This is a genomic window from Bradyrhizobium sp. T-1 (assembly GCF_053592855.1).
The window spans coordinates 5,014,521-5,030,157 of sequence record NZ_CM132115.1; the positions used below are offsets into that span (position 1 = coordinate 5,014,521).

The following is a 15,637-nucleotide window of genomic DNA, read 5'->3' on the forward strand; positions in this document are numbered from 1 at the left end:
CGTTCAAGGAGACCTCAGATGCTCTACCCGATGTCGCCAAAAGTCGTCGAGCTCAAGCGCAACCTCGAAAGCTTCATGGACCGGCACATCTATCCGAACGAGGAGCGGTTCTATCGCGAGGCGGAAGAGCTCGGGCCGTGGAAGGTCTATCCCGTCGTGGAAGAGCTGAAGCCGCTCGCGCGCGCCGAGGGCCTCTGGAATCTGTTCCTGCCGGAGTCCAGCCACGGCGCCGGCCTCACCAATCTCGAATATGCCCCGCTCTGCGAAGTCATGGGCCGCTCGCATCTGGCCCCGGAGGTGTTCAACTGCTCGGCGCCCGACACCGGCAACATGGAGGTGCTGGAGCGCTATGGCTCTGAGAAGGACAAGGAGCGCTGGCTGAAACCGCTGCTCGCAGGCGAGATCCGCTCCTGCTTCGCCATGACCGAGCCAGCGGTCGCCTCGTCCGACGCAACCAATATCGAAAGCTCAATCGTGCGCGACGGCGATCATTACATCATCAACGGGCGCAAATGGTACACGACCAACGCGACCGACCCGCGCTGCAAGGTCTGCATCTTCATGGGCAAGACCGATCCTGACAATGCCGACCGCCACAAGCAGCAATCCATGATCTTGGTACCGATGGAGACGCCAGGCATCGAAGTGAAACGGCCCCTGCCCGTGTTCGGCTTCTACGGCGTGCCCGACCGTGCCTCGGAAGTCATCTTCACCAATGTCCGCGTGCCAAAGGAGAACATGCTGCTCGGCGAAGGCCGCGGCTTCGAGATCGCGCAGGGCCGTCTCGGCCCCGGCCGCATCCACCATTGCATGCGGCTGATTGGCTTAGCCGAGCGCACGCTGGAAAAGATGTGCCGCCGCGTGCGCAGCCGCGTCGCCTTCGGCAAGCCGGTCGCCGAGCAGACGGTGACGCAGGAACGCATCGCAGAGGCGCGCATCATGATCGAGCAGGCCCGGCTGCTGACCCTGAACGCGGCTTACGCGATGGATACCGTCGGCAACAAGGTCGCGAAAGCCGAGATCGCGATGATCAAGGTCGCTGTGCCCAACATGGCCTGCCAGATCATCGACTGGGCCATCCAGGCTCATGGCGGCGGCGGCACCTCGAACGATTTTGGCCTGACCCAGGCCTATGCCACCGCACGTCTGCTGCGCCTCGCCGACGGACCGGACGAGGTGCACAGGAACCAGATCGCGCGGTTCGAGCTGAAGAAATATTCGAACGCGTAGGTAGGCGCGCCTCACTTCACCAGGTACACATCCGGATCGGCGCTCGAGCTCGGATTCTTGAAGGCGTTGCGCAAGGCGGCCGACATTGGAACATTGTAGTTGAGGCCGTTCGGCGGCGTCGGAGATTCCAGCCACTTCCTGTAGAGCGCCTCGATTTCCGGGCTCGCATAGAGTTCAGCCGTTGCGCGGTCGGCCAGCACCTTGAACGGCACGTCGTCCCGGCGCAGCATGATCCCGTAGGGTTCGGGCTTCGAGAACGTCTCCTCGCTGATCATGAACTGCGCCGGCTCCTTCGAACGCGCAATGGCGACCGCAAGCTGCACGTCGTCGAGTGCATAAGCCTGCGCGCGGTCGGTTTCGAGCAGCAGGAAGGCTTCGGCCTGGTCCTTCGCCGGCATCACATTGATGCCGAGATTGCGCTCGGTGTTGACCTTGGCGAGCTGGGTCAGGTTGACAGAGCCCGCCACCGCCGTGACCGCCTTGCCCTTGAGATCGTCGATGGTGTTGATCTTGGCGGCCTTCTTCGCGGCAAATCGCGTCGCGCTGAGGAAGTGCGTGTTGGTGAAGGCCACCTGCTTCTGGCGGTCGGCGTTGTTGGTGGTCGCCGAACAGTGCAAATCGAGCGTGCCGTTCACCATCAGCGGGATCCGGTTCGACGATGTCACCGCGACATAATCCACGGCAATGTCGGGCATGGCGAGCTGCTTCTTCACGGTGTCGACGATCTTAAGGCAGATATCCATGGCAAAGCCGATCGGCTTCTGGTTGCCGTCGAGATAGCTGAAGGGCACGGAGGCTTCCTGATAGCCGAGCGTGATCTTCTTGGTCTCCTTGACCTTCTGGAGCGTGCCGGAGAGGTCTTCGGCGGAGGCTGCACCCGCAAGACACGTGACGGCCAGAAGAACGACAGGAAGACGCATCGGGGGCTCCTCAAGAGGGTGCTGCGCCACATGCCGAGCGCAATCGATCGGGTGATAGCCCAGGCGCCGGCCAGCCGCCAGACCAGCCTGCGTCTATCAGCTATCACGGCTTTCGATATGTGCCGGACGGCTGGGGGAGCGCATATATTTTGATCATATCCCCGCTAGATTGCCGTACGCCCGCAGCCTCGCCGACTGATATAAGTTTCTCCATCAAGATTGCCCGCCATGACCGTCCAGACCGCCTTCGACCTGATCTTCCGCAACGCCAAGCCGCGATCATTCCCCGCGCCGGTCGACATCGGCGTGAAGGACGGGCGTATCGCTGCGATCGAACCCTGGCTGGCCTGCGAGGCCGTCGAAGTCGATGTCGGCGGACGGCTGGCCCTGCCCGGCTTCGTCGACACCCACATCCATCTCGACAAGGCTTGCCTGCTCGAGCGCTGCGGGCACATCCGCGGCACACTCGGCGACGCGATCCGTGCGGTCTCGGCGATGAAGCGGGATTTTGGCGTCGAGGATGTCTATGCACGCGGCGCCAAGGTGCTCGAGCGCGCCATCGTGCACGGCACGACGCGCATGCGTACCCATGTCGAGATCGACCCGCGGATTGGCCTGCGCAGCTTCGAGGCGGTCAAGGCGCTGAAGCACGACTACGCCTGGGCGATCGATCTCTCGCTATGTGTCTTCCCGCAGGAAGGCCTGACCAACGATCCCGGAGCCGAGGAATTGCTGGTCCAGGCCTTGCGCGACGGCGCCGATGCGATCGGCGGCTGCCCCTATACCGACACCGACCCGAACGCACATCTCGCACGCATCTTCGATCTCGCCCAAGGATTCGATCTCGACGTCGATCTTCACCTCGACTTCGATCTCGACACTTCCTGGTCGCATCTCGACGAGGTCTGCCGGCAGACCGAGCAACGCAAATACGGAGGGCGCGTCGCAATCGGCCATGCCACAAAACTCTCGGCCTTGCCGCCCGAGCGGTTGAAGGCCGCCACTGCCCAACTGGCAAAAGTCGGTGTGGCCGTCACCGTGCTGCCAGCGACCGATCTCTATCTGATGGGGCGCGAGGCCAGCCACAATGCGCCGCGCGGGCTGACGCTCGCGCACAAGCTTGCGGGCCACGGCGTCGTCTGCTCGGTCGCGACAAACAACGTGCTCAACCCCTTCACGCCGTTCGGCGATGCCTCGCTGCTGCGGATGGCCAATTTTTATGCCAATGTCGCCCACGCCGCCGTCGGCGACTTCGACATCTGTCTCGATCTCGTCACCGAGCTGCCGGCGCGGCTGATGAATCTCAAAGATTATGGCATCGCGGTCGGCAAGCCCGCCGATCTCGTCGTGCTCGACACACAAGACAGCCGCTTCGCCATCGCGGAGCTGCCGGATATCTTGATGGGGTTCAAGAACGGCCGGCAGACCTTTGAACGGAAGGCGGCGACGCTGCTCAAGCCTCGAAACTAGACCGCTCGCGCAACGACAAATCGACCAACGGAGCAACCGGATGGCCTTCGACACGATCTTCCTGAACGCGCGCTTCGATAGCGGAGCGTGCCATCACATCGCGGTCAAAGACGGCCGCATCGCGGCCCTCATGCCGGCCGACGCGGCGGCAACCGGTGCCAAGACGATTGATCTCGACAATGCCCTCGTCGTTCCCGGATTCGTCGAAGGCCATATCCATCTCGACACCAGCTTCTATGGTGACGCCTGGCGTCCGCACAAGCCGTGCACTGACGGATTCAATGTGCACGAACGCGTGGCCTTCCAGGCCCAGAATATGGCCGAAGCGGCGCCGATGGAGGTGCGGGCGCGCAACCAGCTCGATCTCTGCATAGGACACGGCGCCACCCAGATGCGCAGCCATGTCATGGTCGACGGTTCGGTCGGCCTGAAATCGCTGGAGACGATCTTGCGCGTGCGCGAGGAATATCGCGACCTGATCGACATCCAGCTCGTCGCCTTTCCCCAGAGTGGCATTTTGGCGAGCCCGGGCACACCGCAGCTGCTCGATCAGGCCATCAGCCTCGGCGCGAACCTCGTCGGCGGGCTCGATCCCGCGAGTTTCGATCGCGATGTCGAGAAACACCTCGACGCCGTATTCGGCGTCGCCAGCAAGCACGGCGTCGATGTCGACATCCATCTGCATGACATGGGCACGCTGGGCGCCTTCGAGATCGAACAGATTGCCGCACGCACGCGCGCGCTTGGCATGGAGGGCCATGTCGCCATCAGCCACGCTTACGGGCTCGGCGACATCTCGATAGATCATCTCAAGACGATCGCCGACATCCTTGCCCGCTCCGGCGTCGCAATCATGACGAATGCGCCGGGTGCCCGGCCCTTCCCGCCGATCCTTGTCCTGCGCAACGCCGGCGTCACCGTCTTCAGCGGCAACGACAACATCCGCGATTCCTGGTGGCCCTATGGCGACGGCGACATGCTCCGCCGGGCGACAACGCTCGGCTATCGTTCTGGCTTCAATACCGACGAGGAATTGCGTGTCGCATTCGACGTCATCACGGTATCAGGCGCAAAAGCGCTGCGGCTCGAGGGCTACGGCCTGCGCGTCGGCGCCAAGGCCGATTTCGTGACGCTGCGCGCAGAACACGTTCCCGAGGCCGTCGTCGCGGCGCCCCAGGGCCGCGCGGTCTACAAGGCAGGTATGCTCGTTGCGCTCAACGGTATGATGGTCGGGAAGAAGCGCTGATCGTCGGACCTTTACGGCCCGATTTGCCATCAAATCTTCCTCAAATCCGAGTCCGGTAAAATCCCGGACCGTAGCCCCACGCGTTGCGAGGCTGCCCCATCTGATCTTACTAGGAGATGCGCACTGACCATCTGCGTTCTCTGGGGAAGTTATGGATATGTTCAGCGCATTCAGCAGCATTGACTATCAGTCCATCCGGGCCAGCACGCCCGCCGAGACTGCCGTCAAGCGCTTGAATGGCATCGGCGAAGTGTTGTCGCGCCTCGATATCTCGGCGATTCACTCGCAGAGCGACATGGCCCGCGCGCTGTGGACGCTCGATACTGCGGACAAGTGCATTCGCATGATCCTGACCGAGTTCAGGACCGAGCGCACCAAGGACGTTGTGCGCGAGGCCAACAGCCTGATCGGTTTGATCGAGGCCGCCCGCGACGAAGTTTCGGGCTATCGCGACGGCGGCATGGTGTTGAGCTGAACGGGGCGTTCGGCTCTAACGTTTGATCTTCGCCAGAATGCGGTCCGCCTCGATGCGCCAATCGGCGCTGCGGGCAAACTCCTTCGTCCCCTTCGTGCCGAACAGCCCTTCATCGGCGAGATCGGCCACCCAGGCCTGGCGCTCGGCGGTGCCCTGCGCCGACCACGGCGTCAGCCCCGCCTCGCGCACAGTCTCCGCGACCTCGCGCACTTCCTCGGCGCGGCGGCGGCCGTGCTCGATCACGCGCTGGAAGAAATAGGCGCCCTGCTTCTCCCAATTGATCGCGGGAAAGGTTTCCGTGAGCGACGCCAGCACCGCGTCCTCGACGCCATAGGCGCGTGCGGTCGTAAAACTCTCGATGACCATGGCCTCGAGGCCCTTGATCATGATGCTGCGGCACATCTTCACCGCCGAGGACACGCCGAGCTTGTCGCTGGCAACCTGCGCCGCAAAGCCGATCGCATTCAAAAGCGGTTCGAGTTCCCTCGCACCGGGACCACCAAGCAACAGCGGCACCTTGATGCGATATGGCGGCACCGAGGTCATCACGGCACCCTCGACATAGCGTCCGGCAGCACCGTCGATCAGCGCCGCCGCGCGCTGCTTGGCACCGGGCGAGGCCGAATTGAAGTCGAGAAACCAGGTGCCCTGGTTGATCGCGGCCGCACAGGCCTTTGCGACCGGCACTGCCTGGCTCGCCGTGACCGCAGAGATGATGAAATCGGACTTCCTGGTCAGCTCGGCGTGAGACGCTGCGAGCATCACGCCAAACTTGGCCGCATGATTGCTCAGCGAAGCCCCCTGTTCGCCGCCGAGCTTGATGTCATAGGCTGATACTTTGATGTGCTGCTGGCGCAAATCCTCGGCCAGGATCCGGCCGACCTCACCATAGCCAACGAGCCCGATCTGCCACCGCTTCGGATCCGCCATCAGCTCAGTCCTCGTGTCGTCGCGTCAAACAGCTCCTCGACCGCATAGCGGCACGGGATCAGTCCCTGCTGGAATGCGTAATCGACGATCAGCTCCAACGGCTTTCGGTTCGCCTCGATCCCGAACGGAACGAAGTCCGGATTTCCCAGAGGGCCGGCCTGCGCCTTGTTCCGCTTGAGCAGATCATAGACGCCAGCGACCACATCCGGGCGCGATTTCGCGAGGCCCTCGGTCACGACCACGAGATGGTTGACCGGCACGATGCCACGACCGGCATACCACTTCGCCGCCTCCGCCGCGGGATCGGGAAACAGCGACTTCAGCTTTGGGTCATCAGAGGTCTCGCCGAGGACGGCGTCGAGTTCGCCGTCGAGCAGCATCTGCAAAACCTTCTTGTCCTTCGGTGCGCGCTCGGTGGTGTCGACATATTCGGCGACATGCGGATCCTCGAACGTCACCCATTTGATCTTGTCGAGATTGACGCCGTAGTCGTTGGCGAGGATGCCCCTGATCCAGGCGCCCGTCGTCGTCGTGAACGAGCGTATCCCGACGCGCTTGCCTTCGAGATCGGACGGACCGAGCTTTCCCTTTTTGGGATTGTAGAGCGCGTAGGAATGCTGGAAACGGCCCATCATGGTCGCCGGCAGCAGCACCAGCGGCTTGCCGTGCGCCTTCGCCATCAGATAGGTGACGATCGCCATCTCGCAGACGTCGAAGGCCTGCTCCCGCACCATCGGCTTGAAGGCCGTGTTGGTCGGCGTGTACTCGATGAAGTCGAGATCGAAGAGGTCGGAGCGCAACGCGCCACTCTTCACCGCCTGGACATGGGGGTGACTGCCGAGCACGGCCTTCAGCTTGAGACGATCCATCTGCGAACTCCGCTTCGCTTCTTCGCCTAGACGTCGCCGGGATCGTCGACGTAGACGAGCCCGGCCTTCGCCAGCGCCTCGCGCATGTTGTACATGTCGAGCCCGAGCTCACCCGAGGCGAGGCGCTTGCGCTTGCCGCCCTCGTCGGCGTTACGCTTCTTCGCCTTCTCGGCGACCTCGGCCGCATGGCGCTTCGGCACCACGACGACGCCGTCGTCATCGGCGACGATGATGTCGCCGGGATCGACATTGACGCCGGCGCAAACGACGGGGACGTTGACCGAGCCGAGCGTGGCCTTGACCGTGCCCTTGGCCGAGACCGCGCGCGACCACACCGGAAAGTTCATCTCGTGCAGCGCTTTGACGTCGCGGCAGCCGGCATCGATGATCAGCCCCTGCACGCCGCGGGCCTGCAGCGAGGTCGCCAGCAGCTCGCCGAACATGCCGTCGGTATTGTCGGTGGTGCAGCCGACGACGAGGACGTCACCCTTCCTGCACTGTTCGACCGCGACATGGATCATCCAGTTGTCGCCGGGTTGCGCCAGCACAGTGACGGCCGGGCCGGCGATCGATGCGCCCGCCCAGACCGGCCGCAAGTAAGGCTTCATCAGGCCGAGACGACCATAGGCCTCGTGCACGGTCGAGACGCCGTATTCCGCCATGCCGGCAGGGTCGGCTCGCTCGATGTTGCGAACGACGACCGGCTTCATGCCAACTCCTCCGCGACCGTCGGGAACAGGCGCTGATAGGCCTCGCAGTAAGTCATGGGCACGCCGGTGTTGCGGCTGCCTTGGATGCCGCGATTGAGCGCAACGCGCTCGTAGTAGCCCCAGAGATGCTTTTGCGCGGCGAGGATCTGAAACGCCTCGTACTTCTCTTTCCAGACCTCGTCGATCTTCAGAAGCAGGTCCGGCTTGTAATTGCACTGCTCGGGCTGGTGCGGCTCGAACAGGAACACCGGCGGCGCTGAGTATTTGTACTGCGCGCCGGGCTTGTGCCCCATCGCCTGCGCGACGACACGGGTCTCCTGCGCGAAATGCGCGGCGTTCGGGTGATCGAAATTATAGGGATCTTCCAGCGCGTGGGTGAGCACAAAGCTCGGATTGAGCTCGCGGTAGATGTCGACCATGCGGTCGAAATGCGCCTCGGTGAGCTTCAGCGGATAGTCGCCGCAATCGAAGAACTCGATCTCGGCCCCCAGCAGCTTTGCCGCCCGCTCCGCTTCGTCCTTGCGGCCGGCCTTGACCGATTCCAACGTCGCGTCCTTTTCCTTCCACGCGAACTGGCTCTCGCCGCGCTCGCCGAATGACATGCACACGATCTTCATGCGATAGCCCTTCTTCGCATGCAGCGCGATGGCACCGCCGGCGCGCCAGACGAAATCGCCGGGATGGGCGGTGATCACGAGACCCGTTTTCATGGGACTACTCCCCTCTTTCGTTCGTCAACATCATAGGCTGCCTGCATCATGCCGGCAGCAATTCGTCAGGCAGCAGTGACCGCAGGTTCCTTACCGTCCAGCACGCGCTTCAGGCGTTCGCCGTCGAGCGCGCCTTCCCATTTTGCAATCGCAATGGTCGCGACCGCGTTCCCGATCAGATTGGTCGGCGTCAACCCCTGCGACATCAGGCGATGAATGCCGAGCACCAGCGCGACACTCGTCACCGGAATCGTACCTGTCGCCGACAGCGTCGCCGCCAGCACGACAAAGGCCGCGCCCGCGATGCCTGCCGCGCCCTTGGAGGTCACGAGCAGGATCAGCAGCAACTCGATCTGCTCGGCGAGCCCGAACGGCGTGTTGGTCGCCTGCGCCAGGAAGACCGAGGCCGCAGCCAGATACAGGCAGGTTCCATCTAGATTGAAGGAATAGCCGGTTGGGATCACCAGCCCGACCACGCTCTTCTCGCAACCGGCCTTCTCGAGTTTCGTCAACATCCGCGGCAGCACGGTCTCGGACGATGTCGTAGCGACGCAGATCAGCAACTCTTCCCAGATGTAGCGGATCAGCTTCAGCAGCGAGAAGCCGCAGAGCCGCGCGACGGGGCCGAGGGCCACGACGATGAAGACCACGCAAGTCAGATAGAATCCGCCCAGCAGCTTGCCGAGCGAGGCCAGCGAGCCCACGCCGAACTTTCCGACTGTAAACGCGATGGCACCGAACGCACCGATCGGCGCGGCCCACATCACGAAGCCGACGACGGCGAACACCATCTTGGCGGCGATGTCGATCAGGCTGACCAGCGGCGCGGCGCGCTCGCCGAGCTGCACCAGCGCAAAGCCGCAAAGTACAGAAATGAACAGGACCTGGAGAATGTTGCCCTCGGCGAAGGCACCGATGAAAGTCGCAGGCACGACGTTCATCAGAAACGGCACGAAGCCGATGACTGCAGTCTGCTTGACATAGGGCTCGACTGCGCTGGCATTGATGCTGGCGGGGTCGATATTCATGCCGGCGCCGGGCTTGAGCAGGTTCACCGCAATGAGACCGATGATCAGCGCGATCGTGGTCATGATCTCAAAATAGATGATCGCCTTGACCGCAACGCGCCCGACCCGCGCCATGTCGGCCATATGGGCGATGCCATGGACGACCGTGCAGAAGATGATCGGTGCGATCAGCATCCGGATCGCCTTGATGAAGGCGTCCCCGAGCGGCTGCATCTTGGACCCCGCCTCGGGGCTGACGATCCCAAGCGCGATGCCGGCAGCCATGGCGATGAGCACCTGGATCCAGAGCTCCTTCCACCAGGCGCGGCCGCGCGGCTTGTCGATCGCCATCGCCGTCATCGGTCGAACTCGAACAGGCGCGCGGGATTGTTGACCAGGATTTTTTGCTGGAACTCCGGCTCTGGCGCAAACAGCGGAATCAAATCGACGAGGTCGCCGTCGTTCGGCATCACCTTGACGTTGGGATGCGGCCAATCCGTGCCCCAGATGACGCGGTCAGGCGCAGTCTCGACGATTTTTCGTGCAAACGGCACAGCATCAGTAAAGGGCGGCCCCGCCGAGGAGACGCGCTCCGAGCCGCAGATCTTGACCCAGCACTTCTGGTCGCGTTGCATCAGCTCGATCAATATCTTGAACGGAAGCTGGTCGAGCCCCTCGGACGCCTTCACCCGGCCCATATGGTCGATGGTGTAGCTCAAAGGCAGTCTGGCCAGCATGTCGGCATATTCAGGCAGATCGATCGCATCGAAATGCAAGTCGACGTGCCAGCCGAGCGGCGCGACCATGGCTATGACGCGGTTGAACACGCTCTTGTCGGGGACGCCGCCGAGGTGGCGAACGAAATTGAAGCGGCAGCCGCGGAAGCCGCCTTCGTGCAGCACGTGTAGGTCGCGCTCGGTGATGGTGTCGTCGATATTGGCGACCGCCCGATAGGCGCCATTGCTCTGCGCAATGGCATCGAGCGCCACCGTATTGTCGGTGCCATGCACGCTGGCATTGACGATGACGGCGCGCTCCACGCCGAGCTTGGCATGCAAGACCTTGAAGTCCTCGAGCGGCGCATCCGGCGGCGTGTAGGAGCGTTCGGGGGCATAAGGATATTTCGCGCCGGGCCCGAAGATGTGGCAATGCGCGTCGCAGGACAGCTCTGGCAGCTTGAACTTCGGCGTGCGCGTGTTCGGATCGGGCGGCGGAATGGTCGGTGTGTACGTCATATTCATCAGCTGAACTTGAACAGGCGCGCGGGATTGTCGACCAGCAGCTTGTGCTGAATCGCCTTGTCGGGCGCATAGAAGGGAACTAGATCAACGATCTCGCCGTCATTCGGCATGATCTTGACGTTGGGATGCGGCCAGTCGGTGCCCCAGATGACGCGGTCGGGCGCATTGTCGATCAGCGCCTTGGCGAACGGCACGGCATCGTGGAACGGCTTGCCGGCCGCCGAGGCCCGTTCGAGGCCGGTGATCTTGACCCAGCACTTCTCATCCTTCTTCTGGAGGTCGAGTAGTGCCGTGAAGCCGGGATCGTCGAGCCCTTTCGTGGCTTGCACGGTTCCCATGTGATCGATCACGTAAGGCGTCGGCAGCGCGGTGAGGATCGGCGCGAATTCGGCGATGGTGCCCGGCTCGAAATAGACGTCGATGTGCCAGCCGAACTCGGCGACGCGGTGTACGATACGCTGGAACTTGTTCATGTCGCCGACACCGCCGAGGCGCTTCAAGAAAGCGAAGCGGCAGCCGCAGATGCCGCTCTTGTCGAGTGCCGCCAGCTCCTTCTCGCTCATCTCGTCGCTGACATTGGCGATGCCCTTATAGGCGCCCTCGCTCTGCCTAATCGCGTCAGTCACCACGCGATTGTCGGTACCGTGCACGGTCGCATTCACGATCACACAGCGCTCGACGCCGATCTTCTCGTGAACGCTGCGGAACGTCTCCAGCGGCGCGTCAGCCGTATTGTACGGGCGCTTTTCCGAGAAGGGATAGCGGGACGCCGGTCCGAAAATGTGGGTGTGGCTGTCGCAGGATTTTGGCGGCAGCTTGAACGACGGCGTCTTGGGATTGGGGTCCGGCGGCTCGATCGTCGGGATGACCTTCGGTTCGGCCGCCTGCCCGCGCGCTTCGCCCGCGAGCACGGCACCGGTCAATCCGGTCAAGAGATGCAAGCAGTCTCGCCTGTTCATTTCCTCGTCACCCCATCACATGTCCGCTTGCGAGCGGGAGCGCTGTTGCGCGCCTCCCCTCGGGCGATTTCTTTCAAGTCTTGCTGCTTGCAGGAGTTCGTCGCCGGGCCGGCGCGGCCTGATCCAGGGCGGGCGCCTGGAACGCGGCGACGGTGGCCTGCACCAATTGCTCGATGGCATTGGCGGCATCGCCGCCATCGGCCTCACCGCGCGACAGGCGCGAAACGCGATCCGGCGTGACCAGCGAGTAGTAGAGCGCGCCGAGCAGGAAGTGGCTGCGCCACACGATGTCGGTGCGCGGAATATGTGGCAGGCTCTCGTGGATCGCGTCGATAAAGGCGTGACTGGTATCGTCAAACGTCTGCGCGATGATTTTTCGCGCGACCTCGTTGCCTTCGGCCGACATCACCGCACGGAGCCGCGTGAAACGCGCGCCGCCGCCGGCAAGATCGCTGCCCGAAGTGAAGGCCGGCACGACATAGGCGCGCACGACGGCTTCGAGCCGGTCCTGGAGATCGCGCACGCGCTTGGCGGCCGCGAGCAACTCCGAGCGCCGCAAATTCATCGGCCCGCAATGCCGCCGATAGATCTCCAGCAGCAGGCCGTCCTTGGTCTTGAAATGATAGGTCACGCTGCCGGGATTGGCTCCGGCGGCATGTGCGATGTCGCGCACCGAGACGGCATTGAAGCCGTTGGTGGCGAACAGCTCCTCGGCCGCGGCGAGGATCGCCTCGCGCATGTTCGGCTTGCGGGCCGTTTCCTTGCTGGTGGGCTTGCGTACCATGTGATTTGTACTATCGTACAAAAGATCAGGTCTCGTCAACAAAAACCACGGGCAATGTCCCGAAGCGGTTCGGAAGACCTCCGCACGGACGCGAATGCCCCCAGGGAGTGCTGAATAATGCTGCGTCTAAACACGAAGATCGGCGCTTTGATGCTAGGCGCCGGGCTCCTGCTCGCGGGCAGCGCCGTGCAGGCCGCTGACCCATATCCGAGCAAGCCGGTCCACATCCTCGTACCCTATGCGGCCGGCGGCGCAGTCGACGTGCTCGCACGTACGCTCGGCCAGGCGCTGGCCAAGACCTGGGGCCAGCAGCCCGTGATCGACAATCGCCCTGGTGCCGGCGGCATCGTCGCCTCGCAGGCGCTGACGCAGGCCGCACCCGATGGCTACACGCTGATCCTGGTCGCCAGCGGCCACCCACTGAACCAGTTCATCTATCCGAGCGTGCCCTACGACACGTTCAAGGATTTTACCGCGATCACCGAAGTCGCCTCCTCGCCGCTCGCGATCGTCGTCGCCAAGGACAGTCCCTACAAGACGCTCGGCGATCTCCTGGCCGCGGCGAAAAAGGAACCGGATAAGCTCTCTTACGGCATGTCCGGCAACGGCACCTCGGCGCACCTTGCCGGCGAGCTCCTGAAGTACATGTCCGGCACCAAGATCGTCGCAATCCCCTACAAGGGGGGCGCCCCGGCACTGACCGCCGTGATCGCCGGCGAAATCCCGCTCAGCATCAATCCGCTTGCGGAAGCCATTGGCCAGCTCGAAGGCGGCCCGGTGCGCGCGCTTGCGGTGACCTCGGCGGAGCGCTCCAAGGCGTTGCCGAATATACCGACCGTCGCCGAGTCTGGTGTCCCCGGCTACGACGTCTCGGTCTGGTGGGGCGTGCTCGGCCCGGCAAAGATGCCGCCCGACATCGTAGCAAAACTCGAAACCGATCTGAAAGCTGCACTGCAGGATTCAAACGTGCTCTCGACGCTCAGCAAGATCGGCGCAGCGCCCGTCGGTTCCTCCGCCAAGGATTTTGACGCCTTCATGCACGCCGAGGCTACCAAATGGGAGCCCGTGCTGAAGGCTGCCGACATTCGCGCGCAGTGAGATCTTTTACATGAGGACCTCTTCGGGACGTCTCGCGTACACCGCCCTGCTCGCCTTTGCGATCATCGGCCCCGTCGGCCGATCCGCGCGCGCCGATGGCGAAGCAAAGCTGCTCGCGCCGAGCGGCACCTTGCGCGTCGGCATCTATCCGGGCAGCCCGACCTCGATGGTGGCGGATGCGGCCGGCAAGCCGCACGGCCTCGCCTACGATCTCGGCGACGAGCTGGCAAAGCGGCTTGGCGTCGGCATCGACTATGTCAGGTTTCAGCGCGTCGCCGACATCGTCACTGCGATTCACGACGACAAGGTCGACTTCACCGTAACCAATGCGACCCCGGCCCGCGCCAACGAGGTCAGCTTCAGCCAGCCCGTGCTGGCGATCGAGCTCGGCTATCTCGTCCCGGCGAATTCACCAATCGGCAAGGTCGAAGATATCGACAAACCCGGCGTGAGGATTGGCGTCACCAAGGGCTCGACCTCCGAGCGGACGCTGCCGGCAAAGTTCAAGAACGCGGCTATCGTTCCTGCCGAAAACGTCAAGATCGCCATCGCCATGTTCAGCCGCGGCGAGATTGATCTCTACGCCACCAACAAGCCGACGCTGTTCGAGATGTCCGACCAGATGCCGGGCGCGAAGATCCTCGACGGCAATTGGGGCACGGAGCACATGGCCATCGCAATCCCAAAGGGACGCGAAGCCGCGCTTCCCTTGCTCAACCGCTTCGTGGCGGAGGAGCAATCCTCCGGTGCGCTGGACACCATCCAGCAGCAGGCGGGCCTCCGCGGCGCGAGCAAGGCGACACGGGAGTAGCTCGGAATACGTGGCCTGCTCCGGCAGACGGTTTCGGGCGGCCGCTCGGAAGCTGCCATCGAGCGCGCAAACGCGGCTGCTGCACGAATGCAGACGACACTTGAACCTGCAAACGATTAGCATTCGTCGCTACCGATCCTGACTGCATTTGCTACAGATCAACGCGACCATCATGGACAAAGCGTCATTTGCTTTCGGCGCCGCGCTGAGCGACCAACGCGGCACAAAGCCGGAGACAGAGCATGAGCAAGCCGCAATTGTTGACCCTCCACCGCTGGATCACGCTGATCTTTGCACTTCCCTTGCTCGCGATCATCGCAACCGGTTTCATCCTTTCATTCGAGCCGATGGCACAGGTCAGCGGTCTCGGCGGACCACCGATCGACGCCGCGCGCGTCGCCGAGTTGGTGAAGCGGTATGATCCGGAAGGCAAGGCGCGCGGCCTGGCGATCAATGCAAGTGCGCAGCGCGTCGCGTTGCAAGATTCTGGCGCCCCGGTGATCGACCTCGCCACCGGCGAAACCGTTGCCACCGGGGCTGGCCTCTCCGATCTCTTCCTCTGGGCGCGCATGACGCACGAGCGGCTGCTCGGCCAGGCTTGGCTCGTGACGAGTTCCACCATCACCATGATCGTTCTCATGGTGCTTGGCATCTTCATGGGACTGCCACGACTACGCAACTCGCTGTCCGGATGGCACAAGGGGACCGCGTGGTTCACGCTGCCACTGATCCTCCTGAGCCCGCTCACCGGCCTTTGCATGGCCTTTGGCCTGACATTTCAAAGTGCTTCTGCCCCCGCAGGCGACGGCCGGCCGCTCCCGCTGCCCGACGCGATTCGCTTGGTCGCGTCTTCCCACGACCTCTCGCACGTGATCTCGATCGGCACGCGCGGCGGCCGCATCGTGGCGCGGCTCTACGAGGATGGAGAGTTGCGCGCCTACGCGGTCAACGCATCCGGCGTCACGCCATTGCCGCGCAACTGGCCGCGGCTGATCCATGAGGGAAACTGGTCGGCAACGATCGCCTCGTCCCTCAATGTCTTGATTTCGATCGCGCTCATGACGTTGCTGTCGACCGGCCTCCTAATCTGGGCACGGCGCAAGCTGCGTAAGCCACGATCGCGCGCTGACCGGCGGGCCGACACCTCCATCGCGCGCGCAGCCTGATCGCATCGGCA

Annotated in this window: 16 protein-coding genes; 7 read left to right on the plus strand and 9 right to left on the minus strand. The window is 63.3% G+C overall.

The window, feature by feature from the left end; genetic code table 11:
• The first annotated feature begins 18 nt into the window (after positions 1 to 18).
• On the plus strand, positions 19 to 1,230 hold the full coding sequence (locus ACWAT4_RS24350; RefSeq protein WP_449728265.1) for an acyl-CoA dehydrogenase family protein: 1,212 nt from the start codon (positions 19 to 21) through the stop codon (positions 1,228 to 1,230).
• 11 nt (positions 1,231 to 1,241) lie between these two features.
• Here the strand turns inward: ACWAT4_RS24350 and ACWAT4_RS24355 are convergent, their stop codons facing one another.
• On the minus strand, positions 1,242 to 2,150 hold the full coding sequence (locus tag ACWAT4_RS24355; RefSeq protein ID WP_212302607.1) for an amino acid ABC transporter substrate-binding protein: 909 nt from the start codon (positions 2,148 to 2,150) through the stop codon (positions 1,242 to 1,244).
• A 228-nt stretch (positions 2,151 to 2,378) separates the two neighbouring features.
• Here ACWAT4_RS24355 and ACWAT4_RS24360 point away from each other — a divergent pair, with 228 nt between their 5' ends.
• The 3 genes from ACWAT4_RS24360 (at position 2,379) to ACWAT4_RS24370 (ending at position 5,341) form a co-directional block, all read left to right on the plus strand.
• Positions 2,379 to 3,620, plus strand: a complete 1,242-nt coding sequence (locus tag ACWAT4_RS24360) for an amidohydrolase family protein (protein ID WP_449728266.1) — start codon at positions 2,379 to 2,381, stop codon at positions 3,618 to 3,620.
• A 40-nt stretch (positions 3,621 to 3,660) separates the two neighbouring features.
• Positions 3,661 to 4,866, plus strand: a complete 1,206-nt coding sequence (locus ACWAT4_RS24365; protein ID WP_212425731.1) for an amidohydrolase family protein — start codon at positions 3,661 to 3,663, stop codon at positions 4,864 to 4,866.
• Between the two features lie 157 nt (positions 4,867 to 5,023).
• Positions 5,024 to 5,341, plus strand: coding sequence for a hypothetical protein (locus ACWAT4_RS24370; protein ID WP_212302604.1), 318 nt, complete (start codon positions 5,024 to 5,026; stop codon positions 5,339 to 5,341).
• 15 nt (positions 5,342 to 5,356) lie between these two features.
• Here ACWAT4_RS24370 and ACWAT4_RS24375 read toward each other — a convergent pair whose 3' ends face one another.
• The 8 genes from ACWAT4_RS24375 to ACWAT4_RS24410 all read right to left on the minus strand — a co-directional run bounded on the left by ACWAT4_RS24375 (position 5,357) and on the right by ACWAT4_RS24410 (position 12,551).
• The gene (locus tag ACWAT4_RS24375) at positions 5,357 to 6,271 is read right to left on the minus strand and encodes a DUF1932 domain-containing protein (RefSeq protein WP_433995273.1); all 915 of its coding nucleotides are present in this window, start codon (positions 6,269 to 6,271) and stop codon (positions 5,357 to 5,359) included.
• On the minus strand, positions 6,271 to 7,140 hold the full coding sequence (locus tag ACWAT4_RS24380; RefSeq protein WP_212425730.1) for a substrate-binding domain-containing protein: 870 nt from the start codon (positions 7,138 to 7,140) through the stop codon (positions 6,271 to 6,273). The genes ACWAT4_RS24375 and ACWAT4_RS24380 overlap by 1 nt, the downstream gene beginning before the upstream one ends.
• Positions 7,141 to 7,166: 26 nt before the next feature.
• The gene (locus tag ACWAT4_RS24385) at positions 7,167 to 7,850 is read right to left on the minus strand and encodes a 4-carboxy-4-hydroxy-2-oxoadipate aldolase/oxaloacetate decarboxylase (protein ID WP_212425729.1); all 684 of its coding nucleotides are present in this window, start codon (positions 7,848 to 7,850) and stop codon (positions 7,167 to 7,169) included.
• The gene (locus tag ACWAT4_RS24390; protein WP_212425728.1) at positions 7,847 to 8,560 is read right to left on the minus strand and encodes a PIG-L deacetylase family protein; all 714 of its coding nucleotides are present in this window, start codon (positions 8,558 to 8,560) and stop codon (positions 7,847 to 7,849) included. The genes ACWAT4_RS24385 and ACWAT4_RS24390 overlap by 4 nt, the downstream gene beginning before the upstream one ends.
• A 65-nt stretch (positions 8,561 to 8,625) precedes the next feature.
• Complete coding sequence (gene dctA, locus ACWAT4_RS24395; RefSeq protein ID WP_212425727.1) at positions 8,626 to 9,927, minus strand: C4-dicarboxylate transporter DctA; 1,302 nt, start codon at positions 9,925 to 9,927, stop codon at positions 8,626 to 8,628.
• The gene (locus ACWAT4_RS24400; protein ID WP_212302600.1) at positions 9,924 to 10,808 is read right to left on the minus strand and encodes an amidohydrolase family protein; all 885 of its coding nucleotides are present in this window, start codon (positions 10,806 to 10,808) and stop codon (positions 9,924 to 9,926) included. The genes dctA and ACWAT4_RS24400 overlap by 4 nt, the downstream gene beginning before the upstream one ends.
• Positions 10,808 to 11,767 (minus strand): amidohydrolase family protein, encoded by a 960-nt coding sequence (locus ACWAT4_RS24405; RefSeq protein WP_212425726.1) that lies wholly within the window; start codon positions 11,765 to 11,767, stop codon positions 10,808 to 10,810. Before ACWAT4_RS24405 ends, ACWAT4_RS24400 begins: the two co-directional genes overlap by 1 nt.
• A 73-nt stretch (positions 11,768 to 11,840) precedes the next feature.
• Entirely contained in the window at positions 11,841 to 12,551 is a 711-nt protein-coding gene (locus tag ACWAT4_RS24410) for a TetR/AcrR family transcriptional regulator (RefSeq protein ID WP_212302598.1), read from the minus strand.
• Positions 12,552 to 12,668: 117 nt separating this feature from the next.
• On the opposite strand from ACWAT4_RS24410, the gene ACWAT4_RS24415 reads away from it, so the two are divergent.
• The 3 genes from ACWAT4_RS24415 (at position 12,669) to ACWAT4_RS24425 (ending at position 15,626) form a co-directional block, all read left to right on the plus strand.
• On the plus strand, positions 12,669 to 13,649 hold the full coding sequence (locus ACWAT4_RS24415; RefSeq protein ID WP_212425725.1) for a tripartite tricarboxylate transporter substrate binding protein: 981 nt from the start codon (positions 12,669 to 12,671) through the stop codon (positions 13,647 to 13,649).
• Between the two features lie 10 nt (positions 13,650 to 13,659).
• Positions 13,660 to 14,460 (plus strand): ABC transporter substrate-binding protein, encoded by an 801-nt coding sequence (locus ACWAT4_RS24420; RefSeq protein ID WP_212302596.1) that lies wholly within the window; start codon positions 13,660 to 13,662, stop codon positions 14,458 to 14,460.
• Between the two features lie 242 nt (positions 14,461 to 14,702).
• Complete coding sequence (locus ACWAT4_RS24425) at positions 14,703 to 15,626, plus strand: PepSY-associated TM helix domain-containing protein (RefSeq protein WP_212425724.1); 924 nt, start codon at positions 14,703 to 14,705, stop codon at positions 15,624 to 15,626.
• Positions 15,627 to 15,637: the final 11 nt, after the last annotated feature.